Origin of the sequence: Nocardia sp. NPDC051981 (assembly GCF_040680715.1) — a bacterium.
GTDB lineage: Bacteria > Actinomycetota > Actinomycetes > Mycobacteriales > Mycobacteriaceae > Nocardia.
Genome location: NZ_JBFAXK010000019.1, coordinates 1 through 15,103, shown reverse-complemented (window position 1 = coordinate 15,103; position 15,103 = coordinate 1). Strand labels below are relative to the sequence as shown.

Annotated in this window: 13 protein-coding genes and 1 rRNA gene; 11 read left to right on the top strand and 3 right to left on the bottom strand. The window is 67.7% G+C overall.

What is annotated here, in order from left to right; all coding sequences use genetic code 11:
• Nucleotide 1: 1 nt before the first annotated feature.
• Nucleotides 2–460 (bottom strand): SRPBCC family protein, encoded by a 459-nt coding sequence (locus tag AB0L60_RS28325; RefSeq protein WP_364619702.1) that lies wholly within the window; start codon nt 458–460, stop codon nt 2–4.
• 261 nt (nt 461–721) lie between these two features.
• Here AB0L60_RS28325 and AB0L60_RS28320 point away from each other — a divergent pair, with 261 nt between their 5' ends.
• From AB0L60_RS28320 to groL, 10 genes are all read left to right on the top strand, one after another.
• Nucleotides 722–925, top strand: a complete 204-nt coding sequence (locus tag AB0L60_RS28320) for a hypothetical protein (RefSeq protein WP_364619699.1) — start codon at nt 722–724, stop codon at nt 923–925.
• A gap of 109 nt (nt 926–1,034) precedes the next feature.
• On the top strand, nt 1,035–2,708 hold the full coding sequence (locus AB0L60_RS28315; protein ID WP_364619696.1) for an FAD-dependent oxidoreductase: 1,674 nt from the start codon (nt 1,035–1,037) through the stop codon (nt 2,706–2,708).
• Between the two features lie 10 nt (nt 2,709–2,718).
• A complete protein-coding gene (locus AB0L60_RS28310) occupies nt 2,719–4,188 on the top strand; it encodes an ATP-binding protein (RefSeq protein ID WP_364619694.1) in 1,470 nt (489 codons plus the stop codon).
• A 17-nt stretch (nt 4,189–4,205) separates the two neighbouring features.
• Nucleotides 4,206–4,559: a UBP-type zinc finger domain-containing protein gene (locus tag AB0L60_RS28305; protein ID WP_357004805.1), complete on the top strand. Its 354-nt coding sequence runs from the start codon at nt 4,206–4,208 to the stop codon at nt 4,557–4,559.
• 113 nt (nt 4,560–4,672) lie between these two features.
• Nucleotides 4,673–5,113, top strand: coding sequence for a hypothetical protein (locus tag AB0L60_RS28300; protein WP_364619691.1), 441 nt, complete (start codon nt 4,673–4,675; stop codon nt 5,111–5,113).
• Between the two features lie 147 nt (nt 5,114–5,260).
• On the top strand, nt 5,261–6,175 hold the full coding sequence (locus tag AB0L60_RS28295) for an RNA polymerase sigma-70 factor (RefSeq protein WP_364619688.1): 915 nt from the start codon (nt 5,261–5,263) through the stop codon (nt 6,173–6,175).
• Nucleotides 6,176–6,284: 109 nt separating this feature from the next.
• Nucleotides 6,285–7,370 (top strand): FAD-dependent oxidoreductase, encoded by a 1,086-nt coding sequence (locus AB0L60_RS28290; protein ID WP_364619686.1) that lies wholly within the window; start codon nt 6,285–6,287, stop codon nt 7,368–7,370.
• A gap of 68 nt (nt 7,371–7,438) precedes the next feature.
• Nucleotides 7,439–8,194 carry a Clp protease N-terminal domain-containing protein gene (locus tag AB0L60_RS28285; protein WP_364619683.1) on the top strand — a complete coding sequence of 252 codons (756 nt, stop codon included), beginning with the start codon at nt 7,439–7,441 and terminating at the stop codon, nt 8,192–8,194.
• A 107-nt stretch (nt 8,195–8,301) separates the two neighbouring features.
• On the top strand, nt 8,302–8,604 hold the full coding sequence (locus AB0L60_RS28280) for a hypothetical protein (protein ID WP_364619680.1): 303 nt from the start codon (nt 8,302–8,304) through the stop codon (nt 8,602–8,604).
• Between the two features lie 225 nt (nt 8,605–8,829).
• On the top strand, nt 8,830–10,452 hold the full coding sequence (groL, locus tag AB0L60_RS28275; protein ID WP_354843619.1) for a chaperonin GroEL: 1,623 nt from the start codon (nt 8,830–8,832) through the stop codon (nt 10,450–10,452).
• Between the two features lie 914 nt (nt 10,453–11,366).
• Here the strand turns inward: groL and AB0L60_RS28270 are convergent.
• Together AB0L60_RS28270 and AB0L60_RS28265 are read right to left on the bottom strand one after the other, a co-directional pair.
• On the bottom strand, nt 11,367–12,233 hold the full coding sequence (locus AB0L60_RS28270) for an SDR family NAD(P)-dependent oxidoreductase (protein ID WP_364619676.1): 867 nt from the start codon (nt 12,231–12,233) through the stop codon (nt 11,367–11,369).
• A 53-nt stretch (nt 12,234–12,286) separates the two neighbouring features.
• Nucleotides 12,287–14,023 carry a glycosyltransferase family 39 protein gene (locus AB0L60_RS28265; RefSeq protein WP_364619673.1) on the bottom strand — a complete coding sequence of 579 codons (1,737 nt, stop codon included), beginning with the start codon at nt 14,021–14,023 and terminating at the stop codon, nt 12,287–12,289.
• Nucleotides 14,024–15,019: 996 nt separating this feature from the next.
• Between AB0L60_RS28265 and AB0L60_RS28260 the strand changes: the two genes are divergently transcribed.
• Nucleotides 15,020–15,103, top strand: a 16S ribosomal RNA gene (locus AB0L60_RS28260); the annotation flags it as partial.

The window sequence follows — 15,103 nt, the reverse complement described above, 5'->3', positions numbered from 1 at the left end:
CTCAGCGCTCCACGGTTTGCTTGATCTTCCCGAGGGTCACCTGCATGCCGTCCTCGAGCGCGCCTTCGAAGGGCTGCTCACCGCCGAAGACGTTGTCGATGGTGAACTGCAGCCACCGCGGCAGCTTGCCGCTGGGGACGTCGCGCCGCTGGACCAGCTTGGTGCCGCCGTCCGCGGTGGGCTCGAGGGTGTAGCTCCAGATGGTCCGGTTCTCGTTCATGCGGAAGGCGATCGCGCGATTCGGCTCGAACCGCACCACCCGGGAGGTGGTCGGGTAGACGTAGCCCTTGGCCCTGTTGAGGTTCACCGTCCAGGTGCCGGTGTGCACTGCGCGGCCCAGCGGCTGCATGCGCAGGGTCTGCGGGCTGAACTCGGGAATGCGCTTGAGGTCGGCGACAACGCTCCAGACCTGCTCGGGCGCTGCCGCGATATCGATGCTGGCTTCGAGAGTTTTCGGCAACGTTGCCTCCGGGGACGTAACGATCGGTATCACGCATCGTAGTTCGGGTGGCGTGGATCACCTTGGCTCCGTGGTGTGGATCACCACACCCACCTGCACGTATGGGCATGTGCCGCCGGTTCATTCCGCGGTTGAAAATCAACTAGATCACATTCTGGGGGTGTTGATGTCCGAAATGTAATGCTCGGCGCACAATGTCGATAGACGAAGCAACAGACACTGCCACCAGCTTTCCGATTGGGAAACGTGAGGTGATCGGCCGTGAACCTGCGTTCGCTCCTGCATCTCGAGACCAAGACGGTCCCACTCCTCCCCGCCGAAGAGTCCGGTACCGATGCGGAGTCCCCGACGCTCGACAAATCGACGAAACGCTTCCGCCGCAAGGCCAACGGCGACCTCGAAGAGCGACTCGAGCGATTGCTCACCCCTACCGAGATGGATTTCATTGAGCATCACCGGATTTGAATCGGTATGCCCAGGATGTTCCGAGCAAGGACGCAGGTCTGTTCCGCCTGACGCGAACATGGCACGGTCTGGCCTTCGCGGTCTTGCCTCGTCAGCCCATACTCGTTAGGTGACTTCACCAGCTACCGCGAAGCCGGCCATCCTCAGCGTCGACGACGATCCTGGCGTCTCGCGCGCGGTCGTGCGGGACTTGCGCCGCCGGTACGGGGCGGACTACCGGATTCTGCGGGCGGAGTCCGGCGCCGATGCGCTCGAGGCCCTTCGCGAGATGAAACTGCGCGGCCAGCCGGTCGCGGTGATGATCGCCGACTACCGGATGCCCGGGATGAACGGCGTCGAATTCCTCGAGCAGGCCATGGACCTGCACCCGTATGCGCGCCGCGTGCTGCTGACCGCCTACGCGGACACCAATGCCGCCATCGAGGCCATCAATGTGGTCGACCTGGACCACTACCTGCTCAAGCCGTGGGATCCGCCGGAGGAGAAGCTCTACCCGGTCGTCGACGCCCTGCTGGAGGCCTGGCGCGGGGACGAGCACAAGCCGGTGACCGAGACCAAGGTGGTGGGCCACCGCTGGTCGGCCCGCTGCTCGGAGGTGCGGGAGTTCTTGGCGCGCAACCAGTTGCCGTATCGCTGGTACCAGGTGGACGAGCCGGAAGGGGCGCGGCTGCTGACCGCGGCCAATGCCACCGAGGACCAGTGTCCGGTCATCATCAATCCCAGCGGCGATGTGCTGATCATGCCCACCGACGCGCAATTGGCCGAGGGCGTGGGCCTGAACACCGACGCCTCCAGCGACTTCTACGACCTGATCGTGGTCGGCGGCGGCCCGGCCGGTCTCGGCGCAGCGGTTTACGGCGCGTCGGAGGGTCTGCGCACCGTGCTGGTGGAACGCACCGCCACCGGCGGCCAGGCCGGGCAGAGTTCCCGCATCGAGAACTACCTGGGCTTCCCCGACGGCCTCTCCGGCGCGCAGCTGGCCGACCGAGCCCGCCGGCAGGCCGTGAAATTCGGGGCCGAGCTGATCACCGCGCGGGAGGTGGTGGCCCTCGAGGCGTGCGGTTCCGCGCGCGTGGTGCGATTCGCCGACGGCGGCAGCGTCGCGGCGCACTCGGTGCTCATCGCCACCGGCGTCAACTACCGCCACCACCCGGCCCCCGGCGTGGACGAATTCACCGGCCGCGGCGTCTACTACGGCTCGGCCATGACCGAGGCCAGCGACTGCGCCGACAAGGACGTCTACATCGTCGGCGGCGCGAACTCGGCGGGCCAGGCGGCGGTGTTCCTGTCCCGGCGGGCCCGGACCGTGCACATCGTGGTGCGCGGGGCGTCGCTGGAAGCGTCCATGTCGCACTACCTGATTCAGCAGATCGCGCAGATCCCGAACATCAAGGTGCACACCCGTACCGAGGTGGTGTCCGCCGATGGCGACGACCACCTGGAATGGATCATGCTGCGCAACAACGAGGCCGGCACGGAAGAAAAGGTGGACGCGGAGCGTTTGTTCCTGTTCATCGGTGCGGCGCCGGAAACCGACTGGCTCGAAGGCACCGTCAAGCGCGACGACAAGGGCTATGTGCTGGCCGGACCGGACCTCATGGTCGAGGGCGAACGGCCCGCCGGCTGGGAACTACCTCGTCCCCCACAGCATCTGGAGACCAGCGTGCCCGGCGTGTTCGTGGCCGGCGACGTGCGGTCGGAATCGGCGAAGCGGGTGGCCTCCGCGGTCGGCGAGGGCGCGATGGCCGTCATGCTGGTGCACCGCTGGCTCGCGAAACAGTAGGAGTAGGTGAATGGGCAACACCCGATTGATCTGCGACCCGAACGAACTGCGGCAGCTGTTCCTGTTCGAGAAGCTCGACGACGAGCAGCTGGCCTGGCTGTGCAAGGACGGCCGGGTCGAAATGTTCGAGCCCGGAATGGTTTTCCGCGAGGGCGATCCGGCCACCTGCTTCTACGTCCTGATGGATGGCGAGGTGCGGCTGACCAAGATGTCGGGCGGGGAGGAGATCGAACTCGTCCGCACCGAGCACGTCGGCTCCTACTCGGGCGCGTGGACGGCCTACATGGGCGACAAGGTCGAACAGACCTATACCGCGTCGTTCTACGTGACCCGGCCGTCGAAGTTCTTCGTGCTGGACGCCGGCACCTTCGCGAAGATGATGCAGGAATGGTTCCCGATGGCGCTGCACCTGCTGGAGGGCGTCTTCTTCGGCAATCGCAATGCCAATGAGCGCATCGGTCAGCGGGAACGGCTGCTGGCGCTGGGTTCTCTCTCGGCGGGCCTCACCCACGAGCTGAACAATCCGGCCGCCGCCGCGGTGCGCGCCACCTCCTCGCTGCGCGAGCGGGTCGCGGGCATGCGGCACAAGCTGAAGATGATGGCGCACGGCAAGTTCAACTCCGAGACCTTGGAGGCGCTGGCCCAGCTGCAGGAGGAGGCGGCCGCCCAGGTCTCCAAGGCCCCGACGCTGACGCCGCTGGAAGCCGCCGACCGCGAGGACGAGCTGGGCGACTGGCTCGAGGACCACGGTGTCGCCAATGGCTGGGACATCGCGCCGAACTTCGTGCAGGCGGGATTCGACATCGACTGGATGGAGAAGGTGCACGGCACGCTGTCCGGTTGTGGCGGCGATGTTTTCGAGGCGGCCATGCGCTGGCTCAACTACACGGTCGAGACCGAGCTGCTGATGAACGAGATCACCGACTCGACCAACCGCATCTCCTCGCTGGTGAACGCGGCCAAGCAGTACTCGCAGATGGACCGGGCCCCGTTCCAGGTGGTGGACCTGCACGAACTGCTGGACAGCACGCTGGTCATGCTGGCCCGCAAGATCGGCGACGACATCGCGGTGGTCAAGGAATACGATCCGGCGCTGCCGCCGGTGCCGTGCTACGCCGCCGAGCTCAACCAGGTGTGGACAAATCTGATCGACAACGCGGTCTCCGCCATGTCCGGGCGCGGCACCCTCAGCGTCCGCACCTATCGTGAGAACGACTGCGCCGCAGTGGAAATCGGCGATACCGGGCCGGGCATCCCGGAGGAGATCCGCACCCGCATCTTCGAACCGTTCTTCACCACCAAACCGGTCGGCGAGGGCACCGGGCTCGGGCTGGACATCTCGTTCCGGATCGTGGTGAACAAGCACCACGGCGACATCCGGGTCGAATCCGAGCCCGGGAATACGCGTTTCATCGTCCGACTGCCGCTCCAGGCAGCCGCTCCCGACGCAGCGCAGTCCACTCTAGAAGCAGCGCAGTAAACGACGGAAGGCAACTGATGACCGAACAGATCGAAGGCATCGACCCCAGCATCGCGCCCAGCGGATCCGGTTGCGTCGAATGCGATGCCGCCGGCGGCTGGTGGGTGCACCTGCGCCGGTGCGCGCAGTGCGGGCACATCGGCTGCTGCGACATGTCGCCGAACCAGCACGGCACCAAGCACTTCGAGAGCACCGGGCACCCCTTCATCCAGAGTTTCGAGCCGGGTGAGGATTGGTACTACAACTTCGAGAACAAGGAGATGTACGAGGGCGGCCCGGAACTCGCGCCGCCGCACGCGCATCCGCTGGACCAGCCGGTGCCCGGCCCGCGGGGCCGGGTGCCCGCGGACTGGCAGCAGCATCTGCACTGACGAAAGCCGCGGGCCGGAACTTTTTCTACCGGGAGTCGCCGGGGCCGGGTACGCTGCTGCGAGCGCCGGGCCGGTCCGGTGCCGGCACTCTCGGGAAGTTCGGAAAGCAGGGTATGAAGCGTCTTTCGATCGTCGCCCTCGCCGCCGGTGCGATGGCGTTGACTCTCGCCGGTTGTGGCTCGGACAAATCCAGTGATACGAACGGCCTGAAGCAGGCCGGGACCACCACTGCGGCCAGAACCACCAGCGCGGGCGCTTCCACCACCACCACCGCCGCCGCGACCCCGGTGCAACCGCCCGCCGAGGCGCCGACCAGCGCGACCGCGGCCAAGAAGACGGCCGCGCCCGCCGGCGCCCAGACCACCTGCGGTGACTTCCGCGACCTCACCGAGGACGCCGAGAAGCAGGTGATCGATCAGGTCCTGGCCGCCAATCCGGGGTCGTTCCTGGACGGCAGCCCGAACGTGGCGCTGGGTACCGCCAAACTGGCCTGCCTGGCCTCGACGTATGCGAATACGCCGGTCGCGGTGGCGATCCGGGTGGCGCCCAAGTAGTTTCGCTCTCGATCTTCATTAGCGATCCATTGGCGTCTCATCGGTGCGCAGGCGCACGGTGGCGGCGTGTGGATAGTCACCGTCGTGGCCGTGCGCCGTAGGCGTATCGTCCTCAAACGATTGCGTACGACGAGGACTGGGGTACGGATGGACGCCGACGGGCTGGTCGAATTCGAGCGACACCGGCCGCGCCTGTTCGCGCTCGCCTACCGCATGCTCGGCTCGGCGTGTGAGGCCGAGGATGCCGTCCAGGAGACCTACCTGCGCTGGGACGCCACCGACCGCCCCGCGGTCCGGTCGGCCGAGGCCTGGTTGACCACCATCCTGGTGAATCTGTGCCGCACGTGGCTGGATTCGGCGCGCGCCCGCCGGGAAACCTATGTCGGACCGTGGCTTCCGGAGCCGGTCCCGACCGGGCACGGCGAACTCGGACCGCTGGAATCGGCCGAACAGCGCGAACTCGTGTCCATGGCGATGCTGACCATGCTGGAGCGCCTGAGTCCCGCCGAACGCGCCGTCTTCGTGCTGCGGGAGGCCTTCGGGTACGCGCATCGCGAGATCGCCGACATGCTCGAATTTTCCGAGGCGAATTCCCAGCAGCTCTATCGCCGCGCCTCGCAGCACGTGCGCGCCGACCGCCCCCGCTTCGACGCGTCCCCGGAACACGTGCGGGCCCTGTTCGAAAAATTCCTGGCCGCGGCGTATTCCGGTGATCTGACCGCGCTGGAGGCCATGTTCACCGCCGATATCGTCTCGACGGCCGACGGCGGCGGCAAGGTCAACGCCGCTCGCCGCCCGGTCGTCGGTCCCGCACGGGTGGCGCAGTACCTCTACGGTCTGGTCACCAAGCTGCTGCCCGAGTTCCCTGATGCGTCCTTCGCCTTCGAGGACGTCAATGGCGAGCCCGCCATGGTCTTCCGCACCGCGGGCGTCGTCTTCATGGTCGGCGCCATCGAGGTCGACGGTGACCGCATCTCCGCGCTGCGCATGGTGCTCAACCCGGACAAGCTGGCCTTCTTCGCGCGGGCCGAGTCGGCATCGACGGGCGAATCCATTACCTGACCTGCGTCGACTCCGGGTGTGATCGGGCACACGTCGGCGATCTGTCAGGGAGCGCCCGGCCATCCGGTCTGGAGGGTGTCGGCTACCTCGCAAGGGAAGGACCCCTCTCATGACCGGAGAACATCGGATCGTCGTGCTGGGCGCGGGCTACGCGGGACTGTCCGCGGCGCGGCAGGTCGCGAAGGCCAAGGGCGCGCGGGTCACAGTCGTGGACGCCCGCGCGGAATTCGTGGACCGGGTGCGCCTGCACCAAGCGCTGGCGGGTCAGCAGGTGCCGCGAGCGGATCTGCGGAAGATGCTGGCGGGCAAGGGCATCGAGTTCGTGCAGGCCCGGATCGAGCGCATCGATACCGCTAGCCGCCGCGTCGAACTGGCTGGGGGACAAGCGCTCGGGTACGACACCCTCGTCTATGCGCTGGGTAGCGCCGGCGATCGCTCCGCCGTGCCCGGTGCGACCGAATTCGCGCACTCCGTGGCCGTTCCCGAGGACATTCGGGCCGTGCCCGAGCTGTCCGGCCGGATCGCCGTGGTGGGCGGCGGCGCGACCGGCATCGAGGTCGCCAGCGAACTCGCCGAATCGCGGCCGGACCTGCTGGTGTCGCTGGTCAGCGCGGACGAACCCGGCGGCTGGCTCTCGCCGAAGGCGCACAACCACATTCGTGCCACCCTCGACCGCCTGGACGTCCGGGTCCGCACCGACGCCAAGGTGGCGGCCGTGACCGCGGACGGTCTGGAACTGGTCGACGGGGACCGCATCCCCGCCGAAACCGTGCTGTGGACAACCGGTTTCGGGGTTCCGCAGGTCGCGGCCAGGTCCGGTCTGGCCGTGGACGCCCGCGGCCGCATCCTGGTCGACGACGAACTGCGCTCGAGTTCCCACCCCGACATCTACGCGGTCGGCGACGCCGCCGTCATCGCGGGCTCGGATGGACATGACCTCCGGATGGCCTGCGCCACGGCGATTCCGGCGGGACAGTACGCGGCCACCGCCATCGCGGCGCGGTTGCGCGGCAAGGAACCGGCGGCGCGCAAGTACCGCTATGTCTTCCAGTGCATCAGCCTCGGCCGACACGATGGCGTCATCCAGTTCGTGCACGCCGACGATTCCCCGGCTCGGACGGTGCTGACCGGTCGCACGGCCGCGTGGTTCAAGGAGCAGATCGTGCGCATGGTCGGCAAGGTGGCGCTGGACTAGCCGCAAGGTGGCGGCAATTCGTCAACTCATGGTTGACCATTCGATGATGGTCAACCTAAAGTTGACGCATGACGAACTCCATCCGCCTCGACGATCTGATCGACGGCATCAAGAAGGCCCGTCCCGGCGACGTCCTCGAGCAACTCTCCGACGCCGTGGTCCTCGGCAACCACATCGGCGAGGTGGCCGACCACCTGATCGGCCACTTCGTCGACCAGGCCCGCCGCTCCGGCGCGTCCTGGACCGATATCGGCCAGAGCATGGGCGTGACCAAGCAGGCCGCTCAGAAGCGCTTCGTCCCCAAGGCTCCCGCCGATCCGGGCCAGGCCGCCGCCCTCGACCCCAATGCCGGGTTCGCCCGCTTCACCCAGCGTGCCCGCCACGTGGTGATGGCCGCCCAGGAGGAGGCCCGGGCCGTCGGCAATCTCGAAACCCGTCCCGAGCATCTGATCCTGGGCCTGCTGGCCGAGCCGGAATCCTTCGCGGTGAAGGTCATCGAGGCCAAGGGCATCTCGGCCGATGCCGTCCGCCGGGTGGCCACGGCCGCCCTCCCCGCCGCCACCGGCGAACCGGTGCCCGCGCTCATCCCGTTCGACGCGCAGGCCCGCAAGGCACTCGAGCTGACCTTCCGCGAGGCCTTGCGGCTGGGTCACAACTACATCGGCACCGAGCACCTCCTTCTCGCCCTGCTGGACCAGGAGAACGGCACGGGCATCCTGTCCGGCCTGGGTCTGGACAAGGACTCGGTGCAGACCGATATCGCGGACCTGCTGAGCTCGCTGCCGGTGCCCGGCGTCACGGCACCCGCCGCCGACGCGCAGTAGTCGGCGTGTCGCTCCACCATGCTGCCGACCTGGTGATGTAGGGCTCGCGATCATCCCCGCGTCACCGGGTCCTCTGGTGTGCATGATGCGGCAGATACGATTGCGGAATGGCGGGCGACGAAGGTTCCGACCTAGTTGCGGGGGAAAAGCGCGCCGATCTGCTGCGCGCGCTCAGTTATGTCTCCACCGAGAACACGCCGGACGGCGGCTACATCGTGAACGGAGACCTCCCACCCGAGGTCGCACCACCGTTCATCCGGGCCATCATGCGAATCGAAGCCGAACTCCTCCTCCAGGACGCCGAACTCGTCACCGTCGAGCACGGCGAGCCGCGGACTCCGGAGGAACGTCGTACCGACGCCCTGATCGCCCTGCTGCTGCGCGTAGACGACCGCTCCCACTTCTCGTAGTCCTCGTGGGATCCGGGCCGCCGAGACGACTCGTGCGGCCATCTCCCCAACCTTGCACTCGTCTGGGGCGAGTGCTAAAAAGGGATTTGGCACTCCGCACCTGCGAGTGCTAGGTCGGAAACGGTGAGACCGGGCTGTATTTGACCAAATGAGCCGGGTCGTCCGTCGCGGGCACCGAACCTGACCAGATCATGCCAATCCCCTGATCTGGAGGATCTCAACGCAATGGCCAAGACAATTGCGTACGACGAAGAGGCTCGCCGCGGACTCGAGCGTGGCCTGAACAGCCTCGCCGACGCTGTCAAGGTGACCCTGGGCCCCAAGGGCCGCAACGTGGTGCTGGAGAAGAAGTGGGGCGCCCCCACCATCACCAACGACGGTGTCTCCATCGCCAAGGAAATCGAGCTCGAGGACCCGTACGAGAAGATCGGCGCGGAGCTCGTCAAGGAAGTTGCGAAGAAGACCGACGACGTCGCGGGTGACGGCACCACCACCGCCACCGTGCTGGCCCAGGCGCTGGTCCGTGAGGGCCTGCGCAACGTGGCCGCCGGCGCCAACCCGCTCGGCCTGAAGCGCGGCATCGAGAAGGCCGTCGAGGCCGTCACCGCCAAGCTGCTCGACACCGCCAAGGAGGTCGAGACCAAGGAGCAGATCGCTGCCACCGCCGGTATCTCGGCGGGCGACTCGTCCATCGGTGAGCTGATCGCCGAGGCCATGGACAAGGTCGGCAAGGAAGGCGTCATCACTGTCGAGGAGAGCAACACCTTCGGCCTCCAGCTGGAGCTGACCGAGGGCATGCGCTTCGACAAGGGCTACATCTCCGGTTACTTCGTGACCGACCCGGAGCGTCAGGAAGCGGTCCTCGAGGACCCGTACATCCTGCTCGTCGGCTCGAAGATCTCGACCGTCAAGGACCTGCTGCCGCTGCTGGAGAAGGTCATCCAGGCCGGCAAGCCGCTGCTGATCATCGCCGAGGACGTCGAGGGCGAGGCCCTGTCGACCCTGGTCGTCAACAAGATCCGTGGCACCTTCAAGTCCATCGCCGTCAAGGCCCCGGGCTTCGGTGACCGCCGCAAGGCCATGCTGGCCGACATCGCCATCCTGACCGGTGGCGAGGTCATCAGCGAAGAGGTCGGCCTCTCCCTGGAGACCGCCGGTCTGGAGCTGCTGGGCACCGCCCGCAAGGTCGTCATCACCAAGGACGAGACCACCATCGTCGAGGGCGCGGGCGACCCGGAGGCCATCAAGGGCCGCGTGGCGCAGATCCGCACCGAGATCGAGAACTCGGACTCGGACTACGACCGTGAGAAGCTGCAGGAGCGCCTGGCCAAGCTGGCCGGCGGTGTTGCCGTGATCAAGGCCGGCGCCGCGACCGAGGTCGAGCTCAAGGAGCGCAAGCACCGCATCGAGGACGCCGTCCGCAACGCGAAGGCTGCCGTCGAAGAGGGCATCGTCGCCGGTGGTGGCGTGGCGTTGCTGCAGGCCGCCCCGGCCCTGGACGCCCTGTCCCTGTCGGGTGACGAGGCCACCGGCGCGAACATCGTCCGCGTCGCGCTGTCCGCCCCGCTGAAGCAGATCGCCTTCAACGCCGGCCTGGAGCCGGGCGTTGTCGCCGAGAAGGTCTCGAACCTCCCGGCGGGCCACGGCCTGAACGCCGAGTCCGGCGAGTACGTCGACCTGCTGGCCGCCGGCGTTGCCGACCCGGTCAAGGTCACCCGCTCGGCCCTGCAGAACGCGGCCTCCATCGCGGCCCTGTTCCTGACCACCGAGGCCGTCGTCGCCGACAAGCCGGAGAAGGCCGCCCCCGCGGGCGACCCGACCGGCGGCATGGGCGGCATGGACTTCTGAGTCCTGCCTTCCGGCAACACATCTGAAGAACGAGGGCCCGGCCACCTGACGGTGGCCGGGCCCTCGGCCATGTGTGGGGAAGAGAGCAGCGGTCGGCACGCGGTGGCCGGGCCCGGGCATGTGATGGTGGCGCACAGGCCGATTCGCTTGTGTCGGATCAGCTCGCGGACACCACCGCCCTGCACCAGTGCGCCCAGCCCTCATATCACCGCGGGCCGCAGGATTTCCCACCCCTGCATCGCGCCGTCCTGACCGCCGCCGAGCTTTCCGGCGCGTTGGCAGTCGTGTGCATGAATGCCGGGTTCGCGGGTTTGGGCGTGGTATTCGACTATCCGCGTGTCCTGTCCCGTCCGAGCGCGGAGGTGCCGGCGTTGTTCCGGGCGCACGAGTCCGCTGTGGTCGCGTGGTTCTCCGTGCTCGCGTTCGGGGCGGTGCTGTTCGTTCCGATCGCGCTGCTGGCCGGCCGCCGCGATAATTCGGCGCGCATGCGCTGGGCGGTGCGTGCCGGGGTCGCGGCGGGCGTGGTGCAGGCCGCCGGCCTGCTGCGCTGGCTGCTGCTGGCGCCAGGTCTCGCGGATCGCGCCGCGCCCGGAAGTGGCTCCGCCGCATCGGAATTCGAGTTCTGGAATCGCTTGCTGGGTACGGCGCTCGGTGAGATGTACGGTTATTCGCTGACCGCCGCCTGGGCGGTGCCGGCGGCATCGGCTCTGTGGCACCGGGGTTTTCCGAGCTCGTTCGCGGTGCTAGGAACAGGCGGCGGCGGCCCTGATCCTGGCCGGTGTGGTGGCTCCGTGGCAGGTGCCGGGCGCGCAGCAGGCGAATTTCGCCGGGTACGTGCTGTGGAGCGGATGGCTGCTGGCCTTGGCCGCACTGTGGGGCCGCCGGTCCGCGTGACGGTGTCCCCGCGGCGCTGGTCACATGCCTCGCCGGAAGCGCGCGCTGCGGATGCTGTCGGCGCGTTCGGGCAGGACGCTGTCGATGAGTGCGGTGACTCGGCCCATGACCGGGGCGAGTCGCCGGGGCCGGTCGATGATGGCGTCGCAGATGATCTGCCCGCCCTCTTCGGCGGTGAGCGCGTCGGCGTTCTGGTAGACGGCGTTGGGGGCGATCATCGGGGTGCGGACGAGGGGGAGGTAGATGGAGGTGAAACGCACGTTCTCGGTGTGGGTTTCGGCTTGGAGGCTGGTGCTCAGGGAGTCGAGGGCAGCCTTGGATGCGACGTAGGCCGCGTAGCCCGGGCCGCCGTAAAGGTTGGCCAGGGACAGGATGTTGATGATGTGGCCGTCGCGCCGGTCCCGCATGCCGGGCGCGAAGGCGAGGATGAGGCGGACGGCCGCGAAGTAGTTGAGCCGCATGGTGCGTTCGTAGTCGTGGAAGCGGTCGTAGGACTGGTCGAGCGGGCGGCGGATGGAGCGGCCGGCATTGTTGACCAGGATGTCGACGTGGCCGTGGTCGGCGAGCACGGTGGCGGTCATGGCGTCGAGGGCGTCGAAGTCGTTGAGGTCGCAGGGGTAGGCGGCGGCCCTGCCGCCGGCGGCCTCGATATCGGCGACGGCCTGTTCGAGTTCGTCGGCGCGGCGGGCTACCAGCAGCACGGTGGCTCCGGCCGCGCCGAGTTGGGCGGCGGCGACGCGTCCGATGCCGGAGGAGGCGCCGGTGATCAGGACGGTGCGTCCGGTCGCGGCCTCCGCGAGGGTGCGGTTTCGCCGCAGCCGCGCGATGCTCACCTGGGTGTCGAGGCCGTGCTTGATCTTGTGAATCAGCCCGTTGATGTCCTGCATGGTCAGTGATGCTAAGTGCCGCACAGTGATTCGGGACCGTTTCGGTTTCGCTGTCAGCGGCGGGCGCAGGTGTAGGCGAGGACCGCGACGCCGTCCCCGCCGCCGGGCAGTGCGCGGCAGTGTTGCCGGATCCAGGTCACACGGTCGTCGTCCGCGGGCGTCACCAGGACCAGTCCGACCTCGCCGGCCTCGATCATGCGGGCGACATCGGCGGTGGTGGGCACCGGGGCCGCACCCGTGAAGCCGCCGATGGCCGGCACCTGCCGGCCGCTGCTCACAATGAACGGCGAGGCCAGCGCGGAGGTGAAGGTGACCAGTGGATATCGCGGGTGGCCGGGTGTCTTGGCGAGCTGTGCGTCGAGTTCCCGGGCCGAGGTGAGGGCCGAGGCCATGAAACCCTGGGTGACCTGCCGGGCCTGCGCCGATTCATAGGGGGTGTCCAGCGGACCGTATCCGTCCGCGACCACCGAGACCGCGGCCGTCGTCGGCGCGGCGAGCGCCGCGACGAGTAGCAGTGCGGTTGCCACTGATTCGCGGACGCGCAGCGCGGCCAGGATGAGCACCACGGTGACAACCACGAGCCCGGCCCGCGCCCAACCGGGCGCGGCCGCGGACAGCCACCAGCCGTACGCGGCGGTCGCGGCCACGGCGGTCAACCCCAGCCCGCGGACCCGGCGGTCATCCGTCTGGCGGAAAGCCTGGGCTCCCATGCCGATCAGGGCCGCGATCGCGGGTGCGAGCACCGCCAGATAGTAGGGATTCACCGTCCCGATCACCAGGAAGATCGCCAGGTGGACCACGAGCCAGCCGCCCCACAGCACCAGCGCCGCGGTCTCGCGGTCGGTGCGCGGCCGCCGCCGGGCCGCCCAGGCCAGGGCGATCAGGCAGACCAGCGCGAGCGGAATCAGCCACCCGGTCTCGCGACCGCCGCCGCCTCCGAAGAGATGGTCGAACCGGCTGTCCGGCCCGAGCACCAGCTCCGCGCGGTATCCAGAGCCCTGGCCACCGGTGGTGAAGTTGGCCGACCCCACACTGAATCCGTCATTGGTGCGGCTGGCCGCGTTGTAGACGAAGACCTGCTCGAACAGCGAGTTGTGGTGGCTGCCGTCCACGTACGGCCGGTGCCCGGCGGGCAGCAGGCTGACCACTGTCATCCAGCTCAGCGACACCGCCAGCGTGGTCGCGCCGAACCAGGCCAGACCCGTGATGCGCTGCCGCAGTTCACCTCTCGGCGCGGCCAGCAGCGCCGCCGCCGCCAGCACCGGGACGATCAACCAGGCCTGCACCATCTTCGCCTGGAAGGCGAGGCCGATGCACAGCCCGCACCACACCAGATTCCGCACCCGCCCCGACACGATCACGGCCGCCGCCTGATCCGCGGCCAGCACCAGCAGCAGGATCAGCAGGGTGTCGGAGATATTGCCGCGATCCAGCGCGACCACCGCCGGCGCCAGGGCCGCGACCGCTGCCGCGACGAGGGCCGCGTACGGACCGGACAGTCGCCGCACCGCGCGGTAGAGCACGAGCACGGTGAGCACGCCCTCGATGACCTGCGGCAGGAGATACGCCCAGGTGTGCGGCCCGAATACCCGTACCGACAGCGCCTGGATCCAGATCGCGCCCGGCAGTTTGTCGATGCTGATGGTCGCGTCCGGGTCGAAGGCCGCGTAGAAGAAGTTGTGCCGGCTCATGCTCATCGAGCGGGCGGCGGCCGAGTAGTAGAGGTGTGGTGTCTGCGAGCCGATGCCCCAGGCGTAGAGGACCCCGGCCGCGACCGCGATGCCCAGCAAAGCGGGTCGGGCCCAGCGTGGCTGGTCGGCCGGCCCCCGAAACCATCGTGACCAGTCGGTTCCGGATCGTTCGGGACGTGCGATTACCTCTGTCACAGCCCCAATTTCGGCATGTTCACGGTGGGTGTCAAAGGAATTCCACCCATGGGCGGAGGGCTTCCGGCGGGAATCGTCCGCCCGGTGTATCCGGGCCCACCGACGGGTGGACAGTGGTGGGGTCGGCGGTCGGGGTGTCGTGCCGAGAGGGTGACGGCCACATCGATGGGCCGGACACCGAGCTGCTCGGCGGTCGCGGCGATGGTGGCGTGGATGTCGGCGTCCGCGGGGCGGGCCGGGCGAAGACGAGTTCGGCCAATTCGATGGCGGCCAGCGCCTGGGCGCGAGTGAACAATCGGCCCGGCAGCCAACTAACACGCCAGTCGGTTTCTTTATGGCCGGGAACTCGTTCCGCGAACTCGTCGACAACAGAACTGGTAATCGACCGATCGCAGACGTACACACCACCAAGGTCGTCCACCCAACCACGGGTCGCAAGAGCGTGAGTGTGCGAATTGCGCGGTTTGCCCCTCTGACCAGCCGATTTGACTTCTGTTCGTAGCAACACGTAACTTATTCCAGGTCAGAGCGACACGGACACCGACCCGGAGCCCCAAGGGCCTGGGAAACGAGGTTGGACGAGGAGCGCCTGATGATCACACTAGCTTCACCTGACCAGCGGATTTGGTTTCGCTCAGAAGGCTGAGCTAAGCTGTAAAAGTTGCCTCACGAACGAGCGGGACTAAGAGCCCGGGAGATCGTGTGTGCGTGTGTTCTTTGAGAACTCAATAGTGTGTCGATGAATGTCAGTGCCAAATTTTGAAATTTGGTTCCGATTCTCACCCCCCGTGTGAGGGTCGGACATTTAAGTCGGCTAATTTCCAGCCGGCTATTTTGCTAGGTTTTCGGACTCTGGTTCGAGATACTTCTGATTCGCCCTTCGGGGTAAATCGAGAGTCTTCAACGGAGAGTTTGATCCTGGCTCAGGACGAACGCTAGCGGCGTGCTTAACACATGCAAGTCGAGCGGTAAGGCCCTTCGGGG

Coding starts and splice junctions, on each gene's coding strand:
- AB0L60_RS28295 (WP_364619688.1), top strand. CDS start 5,261: ATGGACGCCGACGGGCTGGTCGAATTCGAGCGACACCGGCCGCGCCTG.
- groL (WP_354843619.1), top strand. CDS start 8,830: ATGGCCAAGACAATTGCGTACGACGAAGAGGCTCGCCGCGGACTCGAG.
- AB0L60_RS28280 (WP_364619680.1), top strand. CDS start 8,302: ATGGCGGGCGACGAAGGTTCCGACCTAGTTGCGGGGGAAAAGCGCGCC.
- AB0L60_RS28290 (WP_364619686.1), top strand. CDS start 6,285: ATGACCGGAGAACATCGGATCGTCGTGCTGGGCGCGGGCTACGCGGGA.
- AB0L60_RS28270 (WP_364619676.1), bottom strand. CDS start 12,233: ATGCAGGACATCAACGGGCTGATTCACAAGATCAAGCACGGCCTCGAC.
- AB0L60_RS28310 (WP_364619694.1), top strand. CDS start 2,719: ATGGGCAACACCCGATTGATCTGCGACCCGAACGAACTGCGGCAGCTG.
- AB0L60_RS28285 (WP_364619683.1), top strand. CDS start 7,439: ATGACGAACTCCATCCGCCTCGACGATCTGATCGACGGCATCAAGAAG.
- AB0L60_RS28305 (WP_357004805.1), top strand. CDS start 4,206: ATGACCGAACAGATCGAAGGCATCGACCCCAGCATCGCGCCCAGCGGA.
- AB0L60_RS28300 (WP_364619691.1), top strand. CDS start 4,673: ATGAAGCGTCTTTCGATCGTCGCCCTCGCCGCCGGTGCGATGGCGTTG.